General features: G+C 59.6%; 15 protein-coding genes. 9 read left to right on the top strand and 6 right to left on the bottom strand.

All coding sequences use genetic code 11. From position 1 onward, the window contains the following. The first annotated feature begins 53 nt into the window (after positions 1-53). The 3 genes from fdhD (at position 54) to ABWL43_RS01300 (ending at position 4126) form a co-directional block, all read left to right on the top strand. The gene (fdhD, locus tag ABWL43_RS01310; RefSeq protein WP_404486352.1) at positions 54-893 is read left to right on the top strand and encodes a formate dehydrogenase accessory sulfurtransferase FdhD; all 840 of its coding nucleotides are present in this window, start codon (positions 54-56) and stop codon (positions 891-893) included. After that, the gene (locus tag ABWL43_RS01305; protein ID WP_404486350.1) at positions 890-3238 is read left to right on the top strand and encodes an FdhF/YdeP family oxidoreductase; all 2349 of its coding nucleotides are present in this window, start codon (positions 890-892) and stop codon (positions 3236-3238) included. Before fdhD ends, ABWL43_RS01305 begins: the two co-directional genes overlap by 4 nt. Before the next feature lie 408 nt (positions 3239-3646). Next, positions 3647-4126 carry a glycine zipper domain-containing protein gene (locus ABWL43_RS01300; RefSeq protein WP_145159820.1) on the top strand — a complete coding sequence of 160 codons (480 nt, stop codon included), beginning with the start codon at positions 3647-3649 and terminating at the stop codon, positions 4124-4126. Between the two features lie 149 nt (positions 4127-4275). Here ABWL43_RS01300 and ABWL43_RS01295 read toward each other — a convergent pair whose 3' ends face one another. From ABWL43_RS01295 to ABWL43_RS01285, 3 genes are all read right to left on the bottom strand, one after another. After that, a complete protein-coding gene (locus ABWL43_RS01295; RefSeq protein ID WP_262208100.1) occupies positions 4276-4707 on the bottom strand; it encodes a thioesterase family protein in 432 nt (143 codons plus the stop codon). A 21-nt stretch (positions 4708-4728) separates the two neighbouring features. Next, positions 4729-6666 (bottom strand): ATP-dependent DNA helicase RecQ, encoded by a 1938-nt coding sequence (locus ABWL43_RS01290; RefSeq protein ID WP_404486347.1) that lies wholly within the window; start codon positions 6664-6666, stop codon positions 4729-4731. Positions 6667-7127: 461 nt separating this feature from the next. Continuing rightward, positions 7128-7460 carry a hypothetical protein gene (locus ABWL43_RS01285; protein ID WP_404488514.1) on the bottom strand — a complete coding sequence of 111 codons (333 nt, stop codon included), beginning with the start codon at positions 7458-7460 and terminating at the stop codon, positions 7128-7130. On the opposite strand from ABWL43_RS01285, the gene ABWL43_RS01280 reads away from it, so the two are divergent. Both ABWL43_RS01280 and ABWL43_RS01275 read left to right on the top strand, forming a co-directional pair. Next, positions 7398-7754, top strand: coding sequence for a DUF1493 family protein (locus tag ABWL43_RS01280; RefSeq protein ID WP_145159808.1), 357 nt, complete (start codon positions 7398-7400; stop codon positions 7752-7754). The two genes, ABWL43_RS01285 and ABWL43_RS01280, sit on opposite strands and share 63 nt — an antisense overlap. Positions 7755-7914: 160 nt before the next feature. Then, the gene (locus tag ABWL43_RS01275) at positions 7915-8778 is read left to right on the top strand and encodes a DMT family transporter (protein WP_404486345.1); all 864 of its coding nucleotides are present in this window, start codon (positions 7915-7917) and stop codon (positions 8776-8778) included. Between the two features lie 54 nt (positions 8779-8832). On the opposite strand, the gene ABWL43_RS01270 is transcribed toward ABWL43_RS01275, so the two are convergent. Both ABWL43_RS01270 and hslO read right to left on the bottom strand, forming a co-directional pair. After that, positions 8833-10374 carry a phosphoenolpyruvate carboxykinase gene (locus ABWL43_RS01270; protein WP_404486343.1) on the bottom strand — a complete coding sequence of 514 codons (1542 nt, stop codon included), beginning with the start codon at positions 10372-10374 and terminating at the stop codon, positions 8833-8835. Positions 10375-10553: 179 nt separating this feature from the next. Further along, positions 10554-11456 (bottom strand): Hsp33 family molecular chaperone HslO, encoded by a 903-nt coding sequence (gene hslO / locus ABWL43_RS01265; protein ID WP_145159804.1) that lies wholly within the window; start codon positions 11454-11456, stop codon positions 10554-10556. 125 nt (positions 11457-11581) lie between these two features. On the opposite strand from hslO, the gene ABWL43_RS01260 reads away from it, so the two are divergent. Beyond that, entirely contained in the window at positions 11582-12385 is an 804-nt protein-coding gene (locus ABWL43_RS01260; protein WP_404486340.1) for a phosphatase PAP2 family protein, read from the top strand. A 134-nt stretch (positions 12386-12519) separates the two neighbouring features. On the opposite strand, the gene ABWL43_RS01255 is transcribed toward ABWL43_RS01260, so the two are convergent. Beyond that, positions 12520-12927: an RNA-binding S4 domain-containing protein gene (locus ABWL43_RS01255; RefSeq protein ID WP_053255749.1), complete on the bottom strand. Its 408-nt coding sequence runs from the start codon at positions 12925-12927 to the stop codon at positions 12520-12522. A gap of 116 nt (positions 12928-13043) precedes the next feature. On the opposite strand from ABWL43_RS01255, the gene ABWL43_RS01250 reads away from it, so the two are divergent. The 3 genes from ABWL43_RS01250 to rimK are packed head-to-tail and all read left to right on the top strand — an operon-like array spanning position 13044 to position 15221. Continuing rightward, on the top strand, positions 13044-13823 hold the full coding sequence (locus ABWL43_RS01250; protein WP_262208127.1) for an EAL domain-containing protein: 780 nt from the start codon (positions 13044-13046) through the stop codon (positions 13821-13823). 31 nt (positions 13824-13854) lie between these two features. Further along, the gene (locus ABWL43_RS01245) at positions 13855-14319 is read left to right on the top strand and encodes an ATP-dependent zinc protease (RefSeq protein WP_370004704.1); all 465 of its coding nucleotides are present in this window, start codon (positions 13855-13857) and stop codon (positions 14317-14319) included. Continuing rightward, the gene (gene rimK / locus ABWL43_RS01240; protein ID WP_025855543.1) at positions 14316-15221 is read left to right on the top strand and encodes a 30S ribosomal protein S6--L-glutamate ligase; all 906 of its coding nucleotides are present in this window, start codon (positions 14316-14318) and stop codon (positions 15219-15221) included. The genes ABWL43_RS01245 and rimK overlap by 4 nt, the downstream gene beginning before the upstream one ends. The last annotated feature ends 128 nt before the right edge of the window (positions 15222-15349 follow it).

Below are 15349 nucleotides of genomic sequence, written 5' to 3'. Positions count from 1 at the left end.
CCCTTTGTCGCGCCTAGTCTAAACACTGATCAATCCGCCGGTGGTACTGCCACATGAACGCCAAGCGCCCACTCTGCGCGGCCCCCGCCCTCGAAACGCCCGCGCCCGCCTCCAGCCAGAGCTACCAGTTTTGCAACCTCGAACACACAGAAGTCGCCAGCACAGCGTTGGCGGAAGAAGTGGCGTTGGCGATTGCCTATAACGACATCAGCCAGGCGGTCATGTTGGTGACGCCCACGGACCTGGAAGATTTTATCGTCGGCTTCAGCATCGGCAGCGGCATTATCGCCGACGTTAGCGACATATATGACTTGAAACTCAGCGGTTCGGGCTCCGCCCAGTACGCTCAGGTGCAAATTTCCAGTCGTGCCTTCTGGAACCTCAAGCAGCAGCGCCGCCAATTGGCAGGCACCAGTGGCTGCGGTTTGTGCGGTGTCGAGGCGGTGGAGCAAGCCCTGCCAGACCTTCAAGTGCTGCCCGGCGCGCCTTTGCCACCCGCCGAATGGCTCGACGGCCTGCGCCAGCGCATCAGCGCGTTCCAGCCGTTGGGCCAATACAGCGGCGCAGTGCATGCGGCGGTATTTATGAATAATCAGGGCGAATTGCTGATGGGCCGCGAAGACATCGGCCGGCATAACGCCCTGGATAAGCTGATCGGCGCCTTGATCCGCCAAAAGATTCCGACCGACGGCGGCCTGGCGATTGTCACCAGTCGCTGCAGCCTCGAATTAATCCAGAAAGTTCTGCGCGCAGGCATCCAAACCTTGGTCAGCCTGTCGTCGCCCACTGGCCTCGCCTTGCAATGGGCCCGCCGACACAACCTCAATCTCATCCACCTGCCGCAGAAAAGTGCGCCGCGGGTCTACAGCCCTGCGATGGAGAACCAGTCATGAGCCAGCACCACCAAGCCGACCAAACCCCGACTCCGCGCTACAAGCCCTACAAAGGCCCGGCTGGCGGCTGGGGCGCGCTGATCAGCGTGGCGCAGGCCTGGTTGACCAGCGACAACGCGCTGAAAAACCTGCGCATGATGCTCAAGACCAACCAGAACGGCGGTTTCGACTGCCCGGGCTGCGCCTGGGGCGACTCGCCGGAAAGCGGCATGGTCAAGTTCTGCGAAAACGGCGCCAAGGCGGTCAACTGGGAAGCCACCAAACGCCGCGTGGATGCCGCATTTTTTGCCAAGCACAGCGTCACCGCACTGCTGGAGCAAAGCGATTATTGGCTGGAATACCAGGGCCGTCTGACCGAGCCGATGCGCTATGACGCCGAAACTGACCGCTACACGCCGATCAGCTGGGAAGCGGCGTTCGACCTGGTCGGCAAGCACCTCAACGCACTGCCAAGCCCGGACATGGCCGAGTTCTACACCTCGGGCCGCGCCAGCAACGAAGCGGCGTACCTGTATCAGCTGTTTGTGCGCGCCTATGGCACCAACAACTTCCCGGACTGCTCGAACATGTGCCACGAAGCCAGCGGCGTAGCCCTGGCGCAAAGCGTGGGGGTTGGCAAAGGCACGGTGACCTTTGACGACTTCGAACACGCCGATGCGATTTTCGTATGGGGCCAGAACCCCGGCACCAACCACCCGCGCATGCTCGAACCGTTGCGTGAGGCAGTTAAACGCGGCGCTCAGGTGGTGTGCATCAACCCGCTGAAAGAGCGCGGCCTGGAACGCTTCCAGCACCCGCAACACCCGCTGGAAATGCTCACCAACGGCGACAAGCCGACCAACACCGCCTACTTCCGCCCGGCACTGGGCGGCGACATGGCCATCCTGCGCGGCATGGCCAAGTTCCTGCTGCTGTGGGAGCGCCTGGCCCAGGCCGAAGGCAAAGAAGCCGTGTTCGATCACGACTTCCTCAACGAGCACACCACCAACGTGCTGGAGTACCTCGGCCAGATCGATGACACCTCGTGGGATGAGATCGTCGAGCAGTCCGGCCTGACCCTGGTGGAGATCGAGCAAGCGGCGCGCATGTACGCCAAAGGCAAGAACGTGATCATGTGCTGGGCGATGGGCATCACCCAGCATCGCCACTCAGTGCCGACCATCCAGGAAATCGCCAACCTGATGCTGCTGCGCGGCAACATCGGCCGCCCAGGCGCCGGCCTGTGCCCGGTGCGCGGCCACAGCAACGTGCAGGGCGACCGCACCATGGGCATCAACGAACGCCCACCCGTGGCATTCCTCGATTCCCTGGAACGGCGCTTCCAGTTCCAGGTGCCGCGCCACAATGGCCATAACGTCGTGGAAGCCATCCACGCGATGCTCGAAGGCCGCTCCAAAGTGTTTATCGGCCTGGGCGGTAACTTCGCCCAAGCCACGCCCGATAGCCCGCGCACCTTTGAAGCGCTGCGCAGCTGCGACCTGACCGTGCAGATCAGCACCAAGCTCAACCGCAGCCATTTGATGCACGGTAAAGACGCGCTGATCCTGCCGTGCCTGGGCCGTACCGACATCGATATCCAGGCCGACGGCCCGCAAGCGGTCACGGTGGAAGACTCGTTCAGCATGGTTCACGGCTCCAATGGCCAACTGCAGCCACTGTCGAAGCTGATGAAATCCGAGCCTGCGATTCTTGCCGGCATTGCTGCCGCAACCCTGGGCAGCAAACCGGTGGACTGGAACTGGCTGGTCGCCGACTACGGGCGCATCCGCGACCTGATCGCCGACACCATCCCAGGCTTCAAGGACTTCAACGAGCGCATCAAACACCCGGGCGGTTTCTACCTGGGCAACTCCGCCGGCGCACGCCGCTGGAACACGCCCTCGGGCCGCGCCAATTTCCGCCCCAACGTGCTGCCCAAAGACTTGATCCACGAACGCACCCACGCCACGGGCCGGGTGCCGGACCTGATCATGCAGTCGATGCGCTCTCACGATCAGTACAACACCACCATTTACGGCCTGGACGACCGCTACCGTGGCGTGAAAGGTCAGCGTGACGTGTTGTTCGTCAATGAAGCCGACATCATCCGCCTGGGCTTCAAGCCCGGGCAGAAAGCCGACATCGTTTCGCTGTGGGAAGATGGCCGTGAACGCCGAGTGAAGGGCTTTACGTTGCTGGCGTTTGATATTCCGGCGGGGCAGGCAGCCGCTTACTACCCGGAAGTGAACCCGCTGGTGCCGCTGGAGAGCACCGGTGATGGCAGCCATACGCCGACATCGAAGTTTGTGGCGATCCGTCTGGAAGCAGCGAGTGCGACCGGGTTGATCATGGCACGCTCGGCCTGACCGAGACCCGTTGTGGCGAGCGGGCTTGTTGCGACACCGGGACCGATTGTGGCGAGCGGGCTTGCCCCGCGTTGGGCTGCGTAGCAGCCCCTGGTCCAGGCACTGCCTTCTGACTGACAGAATGCGGTGACATTATCAGGGGCCGCTTCGCAGCCCAACGCGGGGCAAGCCCGCTCACCACAACAGGCCGCTCGCCATGGCTACTAAAAACCCAAGGCACAAAAAAGGCCGCTTTTGCATAAAAGCGGCCGTTCCGAAGTAGTTAAAGACTCGCAAAAACAACTTAAGTTCCCCATACAAAACAGCAACTTAGAGAATTGTATACAACCTGTACCACTGGTCGGTTTTCGATTGTCAGCATCCCGATACAACCTCAGGATCGCGCCGTCATCCTCTTGAGGTCTCTCTATGAAGTTTTCCTCGATTCTCTTGTTGTCCCTTGGCCTGGTCAGTGGCGCAGCCATGGCCGGTGGCACCACCGAAGCCGGTGTGGGCGGCGCATTGGGCGGGGTTCTAGGTTCGGTTGTTGGCCAGCAGGTCGGCGGTAACACCGGTTCGGCCATCGGCGCGGCGCTGGGCGGCGCGGGCGGCAGTGCAGTCGGCGCTGACAAGCGCAGCCGTGGTGAAGCAGCCATTGGCGGCGCACTCGGCGCGGCAGGCGGCAACGTGGTGGGCCGCAGCATGGGTGGCAACACCGGCAGCCTGATCGGCGCAGCCGCAGGCGGCGGTGCAGGTGGCGCGCTGGGCAACTACATGGGCAACAAGAGCGATGACGACGACCGTCGCTATCGCGGGCGGGATAACCGTCGCTATGACCGTGATGACCATCGTGGCCGTGGCCATGCGTACGGGCATCGCAAGAACAAGCATCACTACCGTCACCGTTAAGCCAACGGTCCAAGGCACACGGAAACTCCCTGTGTGAGCCGGGCTTGCCCGCGATAGCGTTGGGTCAGGAAGCGCAACTAAACCTGAACCACCGCTATCGCAGGCAAGCCAGCTGCCACATTTGAGCCTCATTGGTCACAATGGCTGCCTCACACCACCAGTCGCTGCAACGCCTCGCGCAACCGCCCCGGAATCGTCACCGGCTGGTTCGACGCGCGGTCCACAAAGACGTGCACAAAGCGCCCCGCCGCACAGGCATCGTCTTCGCCTGACTTGAACACCGCCAACTCATACTGCACCGAGCTGTTGCCCAACTTGCCCACGCGCAGGCCAATCTCTATGCGATCGGGAAACGCGATCGACGCAAAGTAATCGCACGCCGAACTCACCACAAACCCCACCACTTCACCGTCGTGAATATCCAACCCACCCTCTTCAATCAGGTAAGTATTCACCGCCGTGTCGAAGAAGCTGTAGTAGGTGACATTGTTCACGTGACCATACACATCGTTATCGTGCCAACGCGTGATGATCGGTTGGAAGTGACGGTAGTCAGCGCGTTGCGGCATCGAATCAGACATGTGCAGCTCTCATGAGTGGATTTACAGGTCGTTCAGATGGGCTTGGGCCCATTCACGCACCTCGGCGTAGGGATACGCCTCCAGCGCAGCGAAGCCCGGAATACCCCGCGCCTTCAACTTGGTAAACAGCGGCACGCTGATACCACCGAGGAATCGTGTCAATCGCTCCGCGCCCGGCAGTTGCCCGGTGTGCTCATGATGCCTGTGGATAAAATCACCGCACAGCGCCATGAAGTTTTTATCCACAAGCGCTGGCAAACTCGGCGGCGGCGGTAAATGCGCCACGTGGCCATGGCATACCGAGCAATGCCCGCAGCGCAGCGGCGCATTTTCATCGCCAAAGTAATGGGCCAAACGCTGGCCCAGGCATTCTTCGGTGGCAAACAGATCGAGCATGGCATGGATCCGCGCCACCTCCGTCACCTCGTGCTGCTTGAAGCCTGTGTATAACTCCTCGCTCAACGCCTGTGGGTCGAACTCGGTGTGCAGCAAGCTGTAAACCTCCGTCATCTGCTTGCTTTCCAGCTCGATCAGACCCTGCTCCTGGAAGTAATCCAGCGCTTTCACCACCCGGCTGCGCTCGGCATTGTGCTGTTGGTACAGCGCGTCGAAATCCACGGTCGCCCAGGTTCTGGCGCGACTGCATACCGCAATGATCGCCGCGACAAACTGCTGTCGCTCGCCGGAGAAACGCGCCAGCAAGGCCTCGGGTTCGATCAGGTACTTGAAGCGGTACTCGGCGTAAAAAGCATAACGCGGCGCAGTCACGCCCTTGAGCTCCAACTGCACCAGCAGCGTTTTCAGTGGCAGCTCGCGGATGTTGCTGTGGTCCGACAGCGACCTCAACAAAAACTCCCACTGCCCCTCGCCGCGCGCCGCCTGCAACTCCTCCAGCACACGGAGAATGCCCGCCTGCTCCGGCGTGTCGCCGTACACGAAGTTTTCCAGCACATTGAGGCTGTCGCGGTTGGCCAGCACCAGGCAATCGGACGGCTGCCCGTCACGCCCTGCACGGCCGATTTCCTGGCTGTAGTTCTCAATGGATTTAGGCAGGTCGAAGTGCACCACATTGCGGATGTCACTTTTATCGATGCCCATGCCGAATGCGATGGTGGCGACGATGCAATTGGAGCGCCCACCCATGAAACGCTGCTGGATACCCTCGCGTTTGTCGTGGGGCAAACCGGCGTGATAAGCCTCGGCCTGAATGCCGTTGCGGTTCAGATGTTCGGCGATCTGCTCAGCAGTTTTCTGCAAGGTGACGTAGACGATACTTGGCTGATTGGCTCGCTCGCTCATCCATTCGACCAGGCGCCGACGTTTGTCATGCCCGCTCACCGGCTCCACCAGCAGGTTGAGATTGGGCCGGTAGAAGCCTGTGGTGATGACATCGTCCGGCGCAATGGCGAACTTCGCCTGCATGTCTGCAATCACCTTGGGCGTGGCTGTAGCCGTCAGCAGCAGCGCTTGTGGGATATTGAACTGACGCTGGTAGTCCGGCAGCTTCAAATAGTCCGGACGGAAGTTGTGGCCCCACTCGGAAATACAGTGCGCCTCGTCCACCACCAGCAACGAAATCTGCACGCTTTGCAGGAAGTTACGGAAGCGCTCGTTCTTCAGGCGCTCCACGGAAATCATCAGAATTTTCAGCTCGCCCGAACGCGCCCGGGCCATCACATCATTGGCGTCCTCGCGGCTCTGCGCCGAATCAATACTGCCGGCGCAAATGCCATGGCGTTGCAGGAAACCCAGCTGGTCCTGCATCAACGCCAACAACGGCGACACCACGAGCGTCAGGTGCGGCAACAGCACCGCCGACAGCTGATAACACAACGACTTGCCCGAGCCGGTGGGGAAAATAGCAGCGGCCGAACGACCGGCCAGTACGGCGCTGACCGCCTCTTCCTGGCCCAAACGAAACTGTGGATAACCAAAGACCTGTTGGAGGGTGTTGTGCATAAGCTGTCACTCCATTGACCGCTGAAACGAGCCCAAAACATAGACCAGCGCGCTCAGCGAATCGAGAAAGGTCACAAGGAAAAAAGAGACAGGATGATACACAGGGTGACGCGCTGGCCTAGGGCCAATAAGACATATTCGACAGCGGGTGTAGGACCATCACAAAACAAATGTGGGAGGAGGCTTCCTCGCGACAGTAATGGTGCAATCGATAAATGTCTGACTGATGGGCCGCCATCGGGAGCAAGTGCTTCCCGCAATTTGATGGATGCGGCCCACAAAAATCACAGTCAAACCGTAAATGCCGGAAAGCTTTGTGAGAAACGGCAAAACACCGCGTAGTACCCTTCCCAAACTGCTCAAAACACCTGCTCAACCCTCTACATAAATGCCCTTTGCATGACCGAAACTAGCGGTCTCTCTACTCTCCCGGCAGAAACAGCGTGAACTTTTATCTAGAGTTAACATTGATCGTCGCCCTTCAATTGCTTACCTTTTGGTTGATCAAAAACTACAGGTATCGGATGGGCTTCGGGCTGACCTTTCTGGCCGGTGGGCTGGTACTGATATTCGCACCCACGCCTGACCTGGCTATATTCGGCCATGAACTCATCAACAGCACCATCACCTATATCATTCTCTTCACCGGCATCGCCTTGATCCTGGAGCGAAACAAACATCGGCGCGTAATAACGCCCGCCCCAATCCACCCACTCCTGCGTGCCCCCACCATGAACCTGGCCCCCAACTTCCCCGAAGACCCCGTCATGCAGCAGCTCCTGCAATTGCTGCACGAAGAAATCGGCCTGCCGAAGCACAAGACCCTTCGCCTTGAAACCTCGCTCAACTTCGACCTTGGCTGCGACCGCGCCGAGGCCAAGCAATTCATGGAAGCGCTGGAGCAGGATTTTGCAGTCGATCTGGGCGACTACGATGCCTACCGTTACTTCCAACCGCCGGTGTTCGATGTGTTCCTCAAACGCCGCGCCAAAGGCCGAGGCGATAAAGTGCCGCTGACCATTGGCATGCTCTACCTGGCCATCAAGACCCATAGCTGGGACACCCAGACTCTGGAAAACCTCAGTTGATCTGAACAACACTGAGGCTCACATGTGGGAGCGGGCTTGCTCGCGAAGGCGGTGTGTCAGGCAGAGTATTTCTCACTGATCCACCGCATTCGCGAGCAAGCCCGCTCCCACATTGGCGATGCGCTAACCTGGCGAATTGCCTACATACCAAGGACCGTACATGGACGTATTAATGGGCCTGCTGGCCGCCCTGCTCTGGGGTGGCACGGACTTTCTTGTGGGTCTCAATGCCCGGGCTGTCGGCGTTAAACGCGCGGTGTACTTCGGCCAAGCCCTCGGTTTCCTGATCATGACCTTGCTGCTGGTCATCTTCCCGGCCTACCTGCTCAAATCCCTGAATGCCCCGTTGAGCGTCTGGCTCCTGGGCATCGCGGCCGCGCTGCTCACCGTCTCGGGCGCCCTCGCGCTGTCCAAGGCTTTCGCTCTGGGCAAAGCGGCCATCGTCGCGCCGCTGGTGACGTCGTACGGCGTGGTCACGACGCTGCTGTCCTGGGCCAGCGGCGAACACATCAGCCTGGTCCAACTAGGCTGCATCGGCGTGTGCGTGGTGGGCGTGATCCTGTCCAGCATCCACAAGGACAACGGCGTCCCGCACAACCACCCACGCCTGTCCATTGCCTACGCCATGCTCGCCGCCTTGCTGTACGGCACCAGCTTCTGGCTGCAAGGTCGCTACACGCTGCCAGCACTGGGACCGATCACCATGTTGTGGCTGGGTTACCTGGTAGGCCTGTGCGTGCTGGTGGTGATGGTGCTGAAGATCAAAGATGGCCTGAAGATTCCACCGCTGAAAAACTGCGCGACATTGACCGGTGCGAGCTTGATGAACCTCGGAGGTTTCTCGGCGTTTTCGTGGGGGGCAATGGCGGGATCGGTTTCGGTTGTGACGGTGATCAGTACATTGTCGGGTGGGATTGCGGCGGTAATGGGATTTGTGTTTTTCAAGGAACGGTTGTCGGCGGTGCAAGTGTTGGGCGTTGCATTAGTGCTGGCCGGCGCAGTGGTTTTGCACATCGCCGACTAACCTTTCGCGCATAAAAAAGCCGCCCACTAGGGGCGGCTTTTAACAGCTTGAACCTTACAACTTAGGCCCGGCCGCCTTGATCGCATCGCTCACTTCAAACTTCTTGAAGTTCTCGATGAACAGACCCGCCAGCGCTTTCGCCGCTTCGTCGTAGGCAGCCTTGTCAGCCCAGGTGTTACGTGGGTTCAACAGGCCAGTCTCAACGCCCGGTACGGCCAATGGCACGTCGAGGTTGATGGTGTCCAGGTGTTCGGTCTCAGCGCCGATCAACGCGCCGCTCTGGATCGCTGCGATCACGCCGCGAGTGGTCGGGATGTTGAAGCGTTTGCCGACGCCGTAGCCGCCGCCGGTCCAGCCGGTGTTGACCAGGTAGACCTTGGAGCCGAAGCCGCGCACGCGCTTGATCAGCAGCTCTGCGTACTCGCCGGCCGGGCGCGGGAAGAACGGCGCGCCGAAGCAGGTGGAGAAGGTCGACTTGATGCCGCTGCCCGAACCCATTTCGGTCGAGCCCACCAGCGCGGTGTAGCCGGACAGGAAGTGGTAAGCCGCTTGTTCTTCGCTGAGGATGGACACGGGCGGCAGTACGCCGGTCAGGTCGCAGGTCAGGAAGATTACCGCGTTTGGCTCACCGCCCAGGTTCTTCTCGGAACGCTTGGCAACGTGCTCCAGCGGGTACGCGGCACGGCTGTTCTGGGTCAGGCTGACGTTGGTGTAGTCGGCGTGCTTGGCATCGTCGATCACCACGTTTTCGAGCACGGTGCCGTGCTTGATGGCTTTCCAGATAACCGGCTCGTTCTTCTCGGAGAGATCGATGCACTTGGCATAGCAACCGCCTTCGATGTTGAACACCACGCCTTCGCCCCAGCCATGTTCGTCGTCACCGATCAGGTAACGGCTTTCGTCGGCGGACAGGGTGGTTTTACCGGTGCCCGACAGACCGAAGAACAGGGTCACGTCGCCTTCTTCGCCGATGTTGGCGGCGCAGTGCATAGGCAGCACGTCAGCAGCCGGCAGCAGGAAGTTCTGCACCGAGAACATGGCTTTTTTCATTTCACCGGCGTAACGCATGCCGGCGATCAGGACTTTTTTCTGTGCGAAGTTGAGGATCACGCAACCGTCGGAGTTAGTGCCGTCACGCTCTGGCACACACTCGAAATTGGCCACGTTAAGCACTTGCCACTCATCACGGCCGGCCGGGTTGTACTGGGCCGGGTTGATGAACAGGCAACGACCGAACAGGTTCTGCCAGGCAGTCTGGGTGGTCATTTTCACGGGCAGGTAGTGGTCTTCTGCAGCCCCTACGTGAACGTGGGAAACGAAATGCTCTTGCGCGTTGTTGAACGCCTCGACGCGAGCCCACAGCGCATCGAACTTGTCGGCTGGGAACTTGCGGTTGATCGGGCCCCAGGCAATGGCGTCCTGGGTGGTGGGCTCTTCAATGATGAAGCGGTCGACCGGAGAACGGCCGGTACGGTGACCGGTTTCTACGACCAGCGCGCCGGTATCGGCAAGCACGCCTTCACCGCGCTGCAGGGCTTCTTTGACCAGATCGTCAACACTCAGATCGGTGTATACGGCGTTATTGGCTTGCGTCATGAGGTTCCCCGTCGGCCTATGGCCGAGTGCTCCAAACGTTTTGTAGTAGAAAGTTGCGCACTACTACCGCGAAAAAAGTGGGCCGGATTATGCCAGAAAAGCCCAAAAAGAGTAGGGCCCTCCCGTCAGAACTGCGCTAATCCGGCATTTGTCAGGTGATTTACCTGTGCTTAAACGTTTTAGTGGCGGGTGTCGGAAGGGGTGTCGATGCCTGCGCCGGCGAATAATTGGGCTACATCGGCGGCATCGAACAGGTAACGCTGATTGCAGAACTGGCAGTCGATCTCGATATTGCCACCGTGTTCCACCACCAGATTCTGCGCATCTTCCAGGCCCAGACTGACCAGGGCATTCGCCGAACGCTCGCGCGAGCAGCTGCAACGGAAGCGCAGGCCCTGTTGGTCGAACAGGCGCACGGCCTCTTCGTGGTACAGGCGATGCAGAATGGTTTCGTTGTCCAGGCCCAGCAGCTCTTCAGCAGTCAGAGTGCCAGCCAGGGCGGTCAGCTTGCGCCAGCTGTCGGTGCGCTCATCGTCGTCCTTGATGCGGTCGGCCGGCAATTGTTGCAGCAGCAGGCCACGGGCGCGCTTGCCGTCGGCATTCAGCCAGAACTTGGTACCCACCTGCTGAGACATCACGAAATAGTTGGTGAAGCAGTCCGACAGGGTTTCGCCGTCGAGATCGACGATGCCCTGGTAGCGCTGGCCTTCCGTCGGGTCGACGGTAATCGCCAGTACGCCGTTGGCCATCAGGTCAGACAGCGTGGCGTCCGGCGCGATCAGGTCGGCGTCGTAACGGGCCAGGCCGCGAATTTCGCGCTCGCTGGAGCACTCGATCATCAGCATCGGCACTGGGCCTTCGGAACGCGCCTGCAAAATCAGCAAACCGTCGAACTTCATGGTGCCCACCAGCAGCGATGCCGCCGCCATCAGCTCACCGAGCAACTGCGCAACCGGCTCCGGATAGGGATGCTTGGCGAGGACTTCGGCATAGCTGCGCTCCAGCGAGACCAGTTCGCCGCGGGCGTCGTTCTCGTCGAAGATGAAGCGTTGGGTGAAGTCGGTATCCGGTAGATCAGTCATAGGTCTGGGTATCTGAATTGATGACAAAATGATTACAAGGTTTATAAAATTAAACGCTTTAGCACCATCTTGGTGCGGCTTTCTCCTGGAAACGGAGAGCTAAATAGAGCGAAGAGGAACAGTTTATGAACAATCCGGGTTTGTTCCAAGCCAAGTGGAACCTCCGGCGATGGGCACTGTGCAATCTACTCGCTATCGGACTGCTGTGTTTTTGGCTGTGGCCCACGGGCCAGATGCTGTGTGTGATTTTCGACGAATGGCTGTTTCACCTGCTCAATGACCCGCTGGCGAGTCATTCGACCTGGCTGCATGTGTGGGCCGTGGCCAGTCTGCGACCATTTGACGCGGTGGTCGGCGTGATTTTGCTGACGTTGCTGATTCGCGGAGATTGGGTGTTCAGGGCGATTGAAGTGCGCCAGGCATTTTTCGGCTTTTTCGGGATTCTGCTGCTGTTGCTGTTCATCCGCATGCTGTTTTCCAAACTCGCGGCGCAGATGGGCTGGCAGCACAGCAGCCCGTCGATGGTGATCAGCGGGGCGATTCATATGAGTGACTATTTCCCTGGTCTGGAAAAAACCTGGGAGCTGAAGGACCGTTCGAGCCAGAGCTTCCCCGGCGATCACGCATCGGTATTGCTGATCTGGGGCATGTTCATGACGGTGTTTGCCAAGCGCATCGGCCAGGTGCTGGTGATCTGGGGCTTGGCCCTGTTGTTCATGATGCCGCGGCTGGTGGCCGGCGCGCACTGGGGGCAAGACGATTATATCGGCGGGGTATTGCTGGCCCTGTTGGCGCTGGGATGGGGGTATTACACGCCGTTTGCGGCGAAGGTGTCGAATGGGTTGCTGCGACTGACGGCGCCAATCTTCGGTTTGCTCGGTAAGCTGCCGGTGATCGGGCGATTGAGCGTGATGCGCACTGCCGCCTGACGAAGTAGATTCATGTAGGAGCTGGCTTGCCTGCGATTGCGGTGGGTCAGTGACGGAAAGACTGGCTGGCCTGACGCTATCGCTGGCAAGCCAGCTCCCACATTTGATCTCCATTGACCTGGAGATGTGCGCTGTCAATCATCATTACCACTGCCGCGAAACTTGAACAAATCGCGACGCTGCTTCTTACTCGGCTTGCCATCGGTCGTCATACCGGTAGCCCCGGCCTTGCGCATGGCGGCCGCATTTTCGCGTTTGGCGATACTGGCCTCGGTTTCGGTGTACAACGCCTGCGCTTCGGGCGCGCCGCGGCGCACAACGGACAAGGCTTGCACCACGACGGTCTTCTCATCAAACCCAGCCCGAATCTGCAGCTCATCACCGACGCGCGGCTCCTTGCCCGGCTTGCAGCGTTCACCGCGATGGTGCACTTTGCCGCTTTCGATAGCGGCTTTGGCCAGGGCACGGGTTTTAAAGAAGCGCGCTGCCCACAGCCACTTGTCCAAACGGACTTTTTCTTCCTCTTCCTGCTTTTGAGCCACTTGAATTCCTCGCTCTGAAAAATGTCGCAACTTTACCGTTGAAGCCCTTCGACGCATAAACCCCAACGCTCACCTAAGATACGCCAGGCACCACCCTGTTTTTGCGAGGATACGCCGTGACAGACTTCCCCATTTCACTCACCTCGCCAAACCAGCGTTGCGTGGGTTGCCAGCAAAGCGAACCCCTGGGTTTCGATTTCGCGTTCGCCTATCAGCCTATCGTAGATCTTCGAGACCATTCGATCTTCGCCCACGAAGCGTTGGTGCGGGGCCCGCAAGGCGAAGGCGCGCTGTCGGTGCTGGGCCAGGTCAACGCAAGCAACCGTTACCGCTTTGACCAGCGGTGTCGTACCCAAGCGATTGCCGGGGCCGCTGCCTTAGGTATGCAAACCCATCTTTCGATCAATTTCATGCCCAATGCCGTGTACCGGCCCGAGCTGTGTATTCGCAGCACCCTGGAGGCGGCCCGCGCGCACAACTTTCCGCTGAACCAGCTGATTTTTGAAACGCTGGAAAGCGAGCACGTAGATAACTATCGCCATTTGACCAATATTCTGCGTGAATACCGCGAATTCGGCTTCAAGACCGCCATCGACGATTTCGGTGCGGGCTATTCGGGGCTGAACCTGCTGGCCGATTTCCAACCTGACCTGATCAAACTCGACATGGCGCTGATTCGCGATGTCGACAAGGATCGTGTCCGTCAGGTAATCGTCCAGGGGATTGTCACAATCTGTGAGCAGTTGGGCGTTACTGTCATTGCCGAAGGCATCGAAAGTGCCGGCGAGCGCGACTTCCTGTCCGACTGCGGAATATTTCTGATGCAGGGTTACTGGTTCGCCAAGCCTGCATTCAAAGCCCTGGCCGAGGTTTCACCACAGGCCTGGGCGAACTGATCGGTTACCCATATTGAAGACATTTGACCATTTGACCGTTGTGGGTCTGCGTGAGTGGGTGGCACTTCCCGACTTGGGAGTGGCTGGCCTGCGCGCAAAGATCGACACCGGTGCCAGTACCTCGAGCCTGCACGCCACCGATATCGAGCCATTTGAGCGCGACGGTGAGAAGTGGGTGCGCTTTACCGCGCACCTGGGCAGCGTGGTGCAACTGCGTCACCGCCGCTGCGAGGCGCCGGTGGTGACAATGAAAACCATCAAGAGCTCTAACGGCCATGCGCAGGTGCGCTATGTGATCAGCACCACCCTCGCGCTGGGTGATCGGGTGTGGCGAGTGGAGTTCACTCTCGCCTGTCGCAAGGCCATGCGTTACCGCCTGTTGCTGGGTTCCAAGGCGCTGATTGACGGCCACTTGGTGGTCAGTCCAGGCGTCAAGTACGTTCAAGACAAGCCGGTGTTCCCGGTCTCTACTATTTCTGCCCCAGGTGCTGCATGAAGATTGCTGTGCTGTCGCGAAACCCGCGTCTGTATTCCACCCGCCGCCTGGTTGAGGCCGGCACCGAACGTGGCCACGAAATGGTGGTGATCGACACGTTGCGTGCCTATATGAACATTGCCAGCCACAAGCCGCAGATCCATTACCGGGGCAAACCGCTGGAAGGCTTTGATGCGGTGATCCCGCGCATCGGTGCCTCGGTGACGTTTTATGGCTGCGCGGTGTTGCGCCAGTTTGAAATGATGGGCGTATTCCCCCTCAATGAATCGGTAGCCATTGCCCGCTCGCGCGACAAACTGCGCTCATTGCAATTGCTCTCGCGGCGCGGTATCGGCCTGCCGGTGACCGGCTTTGCCCACTCCCCCGATGACATTCCCGACCTGATCGACATGGTCAACGGCGCGCCGCTGGTGATCAAAGTACTGGAAGGCACCCAAGGCATCGGCGTGGTGCTGTGCGAAACCGCGACTGCTGCCGAATCGGTGATCGAGGCATTCATGGGCCTCAAGCAGAACATCATGGTGCAGGAATACATCAAGGAAGCCGGCGGTGCGGACATCCGCTGCTTCGTGGTGGGTGACAAGGTAATTGCGGCAATGAAACGCCAGGCCAAGCCGGGGGAATTCCGTTCCAACCTGCACCGTGGCGGCAGCGCCAGCCTGATCAAGATCACACCGGAAGAACGCATGACCGCGCTGCGGGCGGCCAAAGTGATGGGGCTGGCGGTAGCGGGTGTGGATATCCTGCGCTCCAACCACGGGCCACTGGTGATGGAAGTGAACTCATCGCCGGGCTTGGAAGGCATTGAAACCACCACCGGCAAGGATGTGGCGGGCATCATCATTCAGCATCTGGAAAAGAATGGTGGGCCGAATATGACGCGCACCAAGGGCAAGGGCTGATACGCGGCAAGCGTTGCCACCCTGCAAAAACAATGTGGGAGCGGGCTTGCTCGCGAAGGCGGAGTGTCAGTCGATGAATTTATTGACTGGTCTACCGCATTCGCGGGCAAGCCCGCTCCCACATTTTT

The organism is Pseudomonas sp. HT11, from assembly GCF_044875395.1.
Classification (GTDB): Bacteria; Pseudomonadota; Gammaproteobacteria; order Pseudomonadales; family Pseudomonadaceae; genus Aquipseudomonas.
The sequence above is the reverse complement of the archived record's forward strand: the minus strand, read 5'-3'. Positions and strand labels throughout refer to the sequence as shown.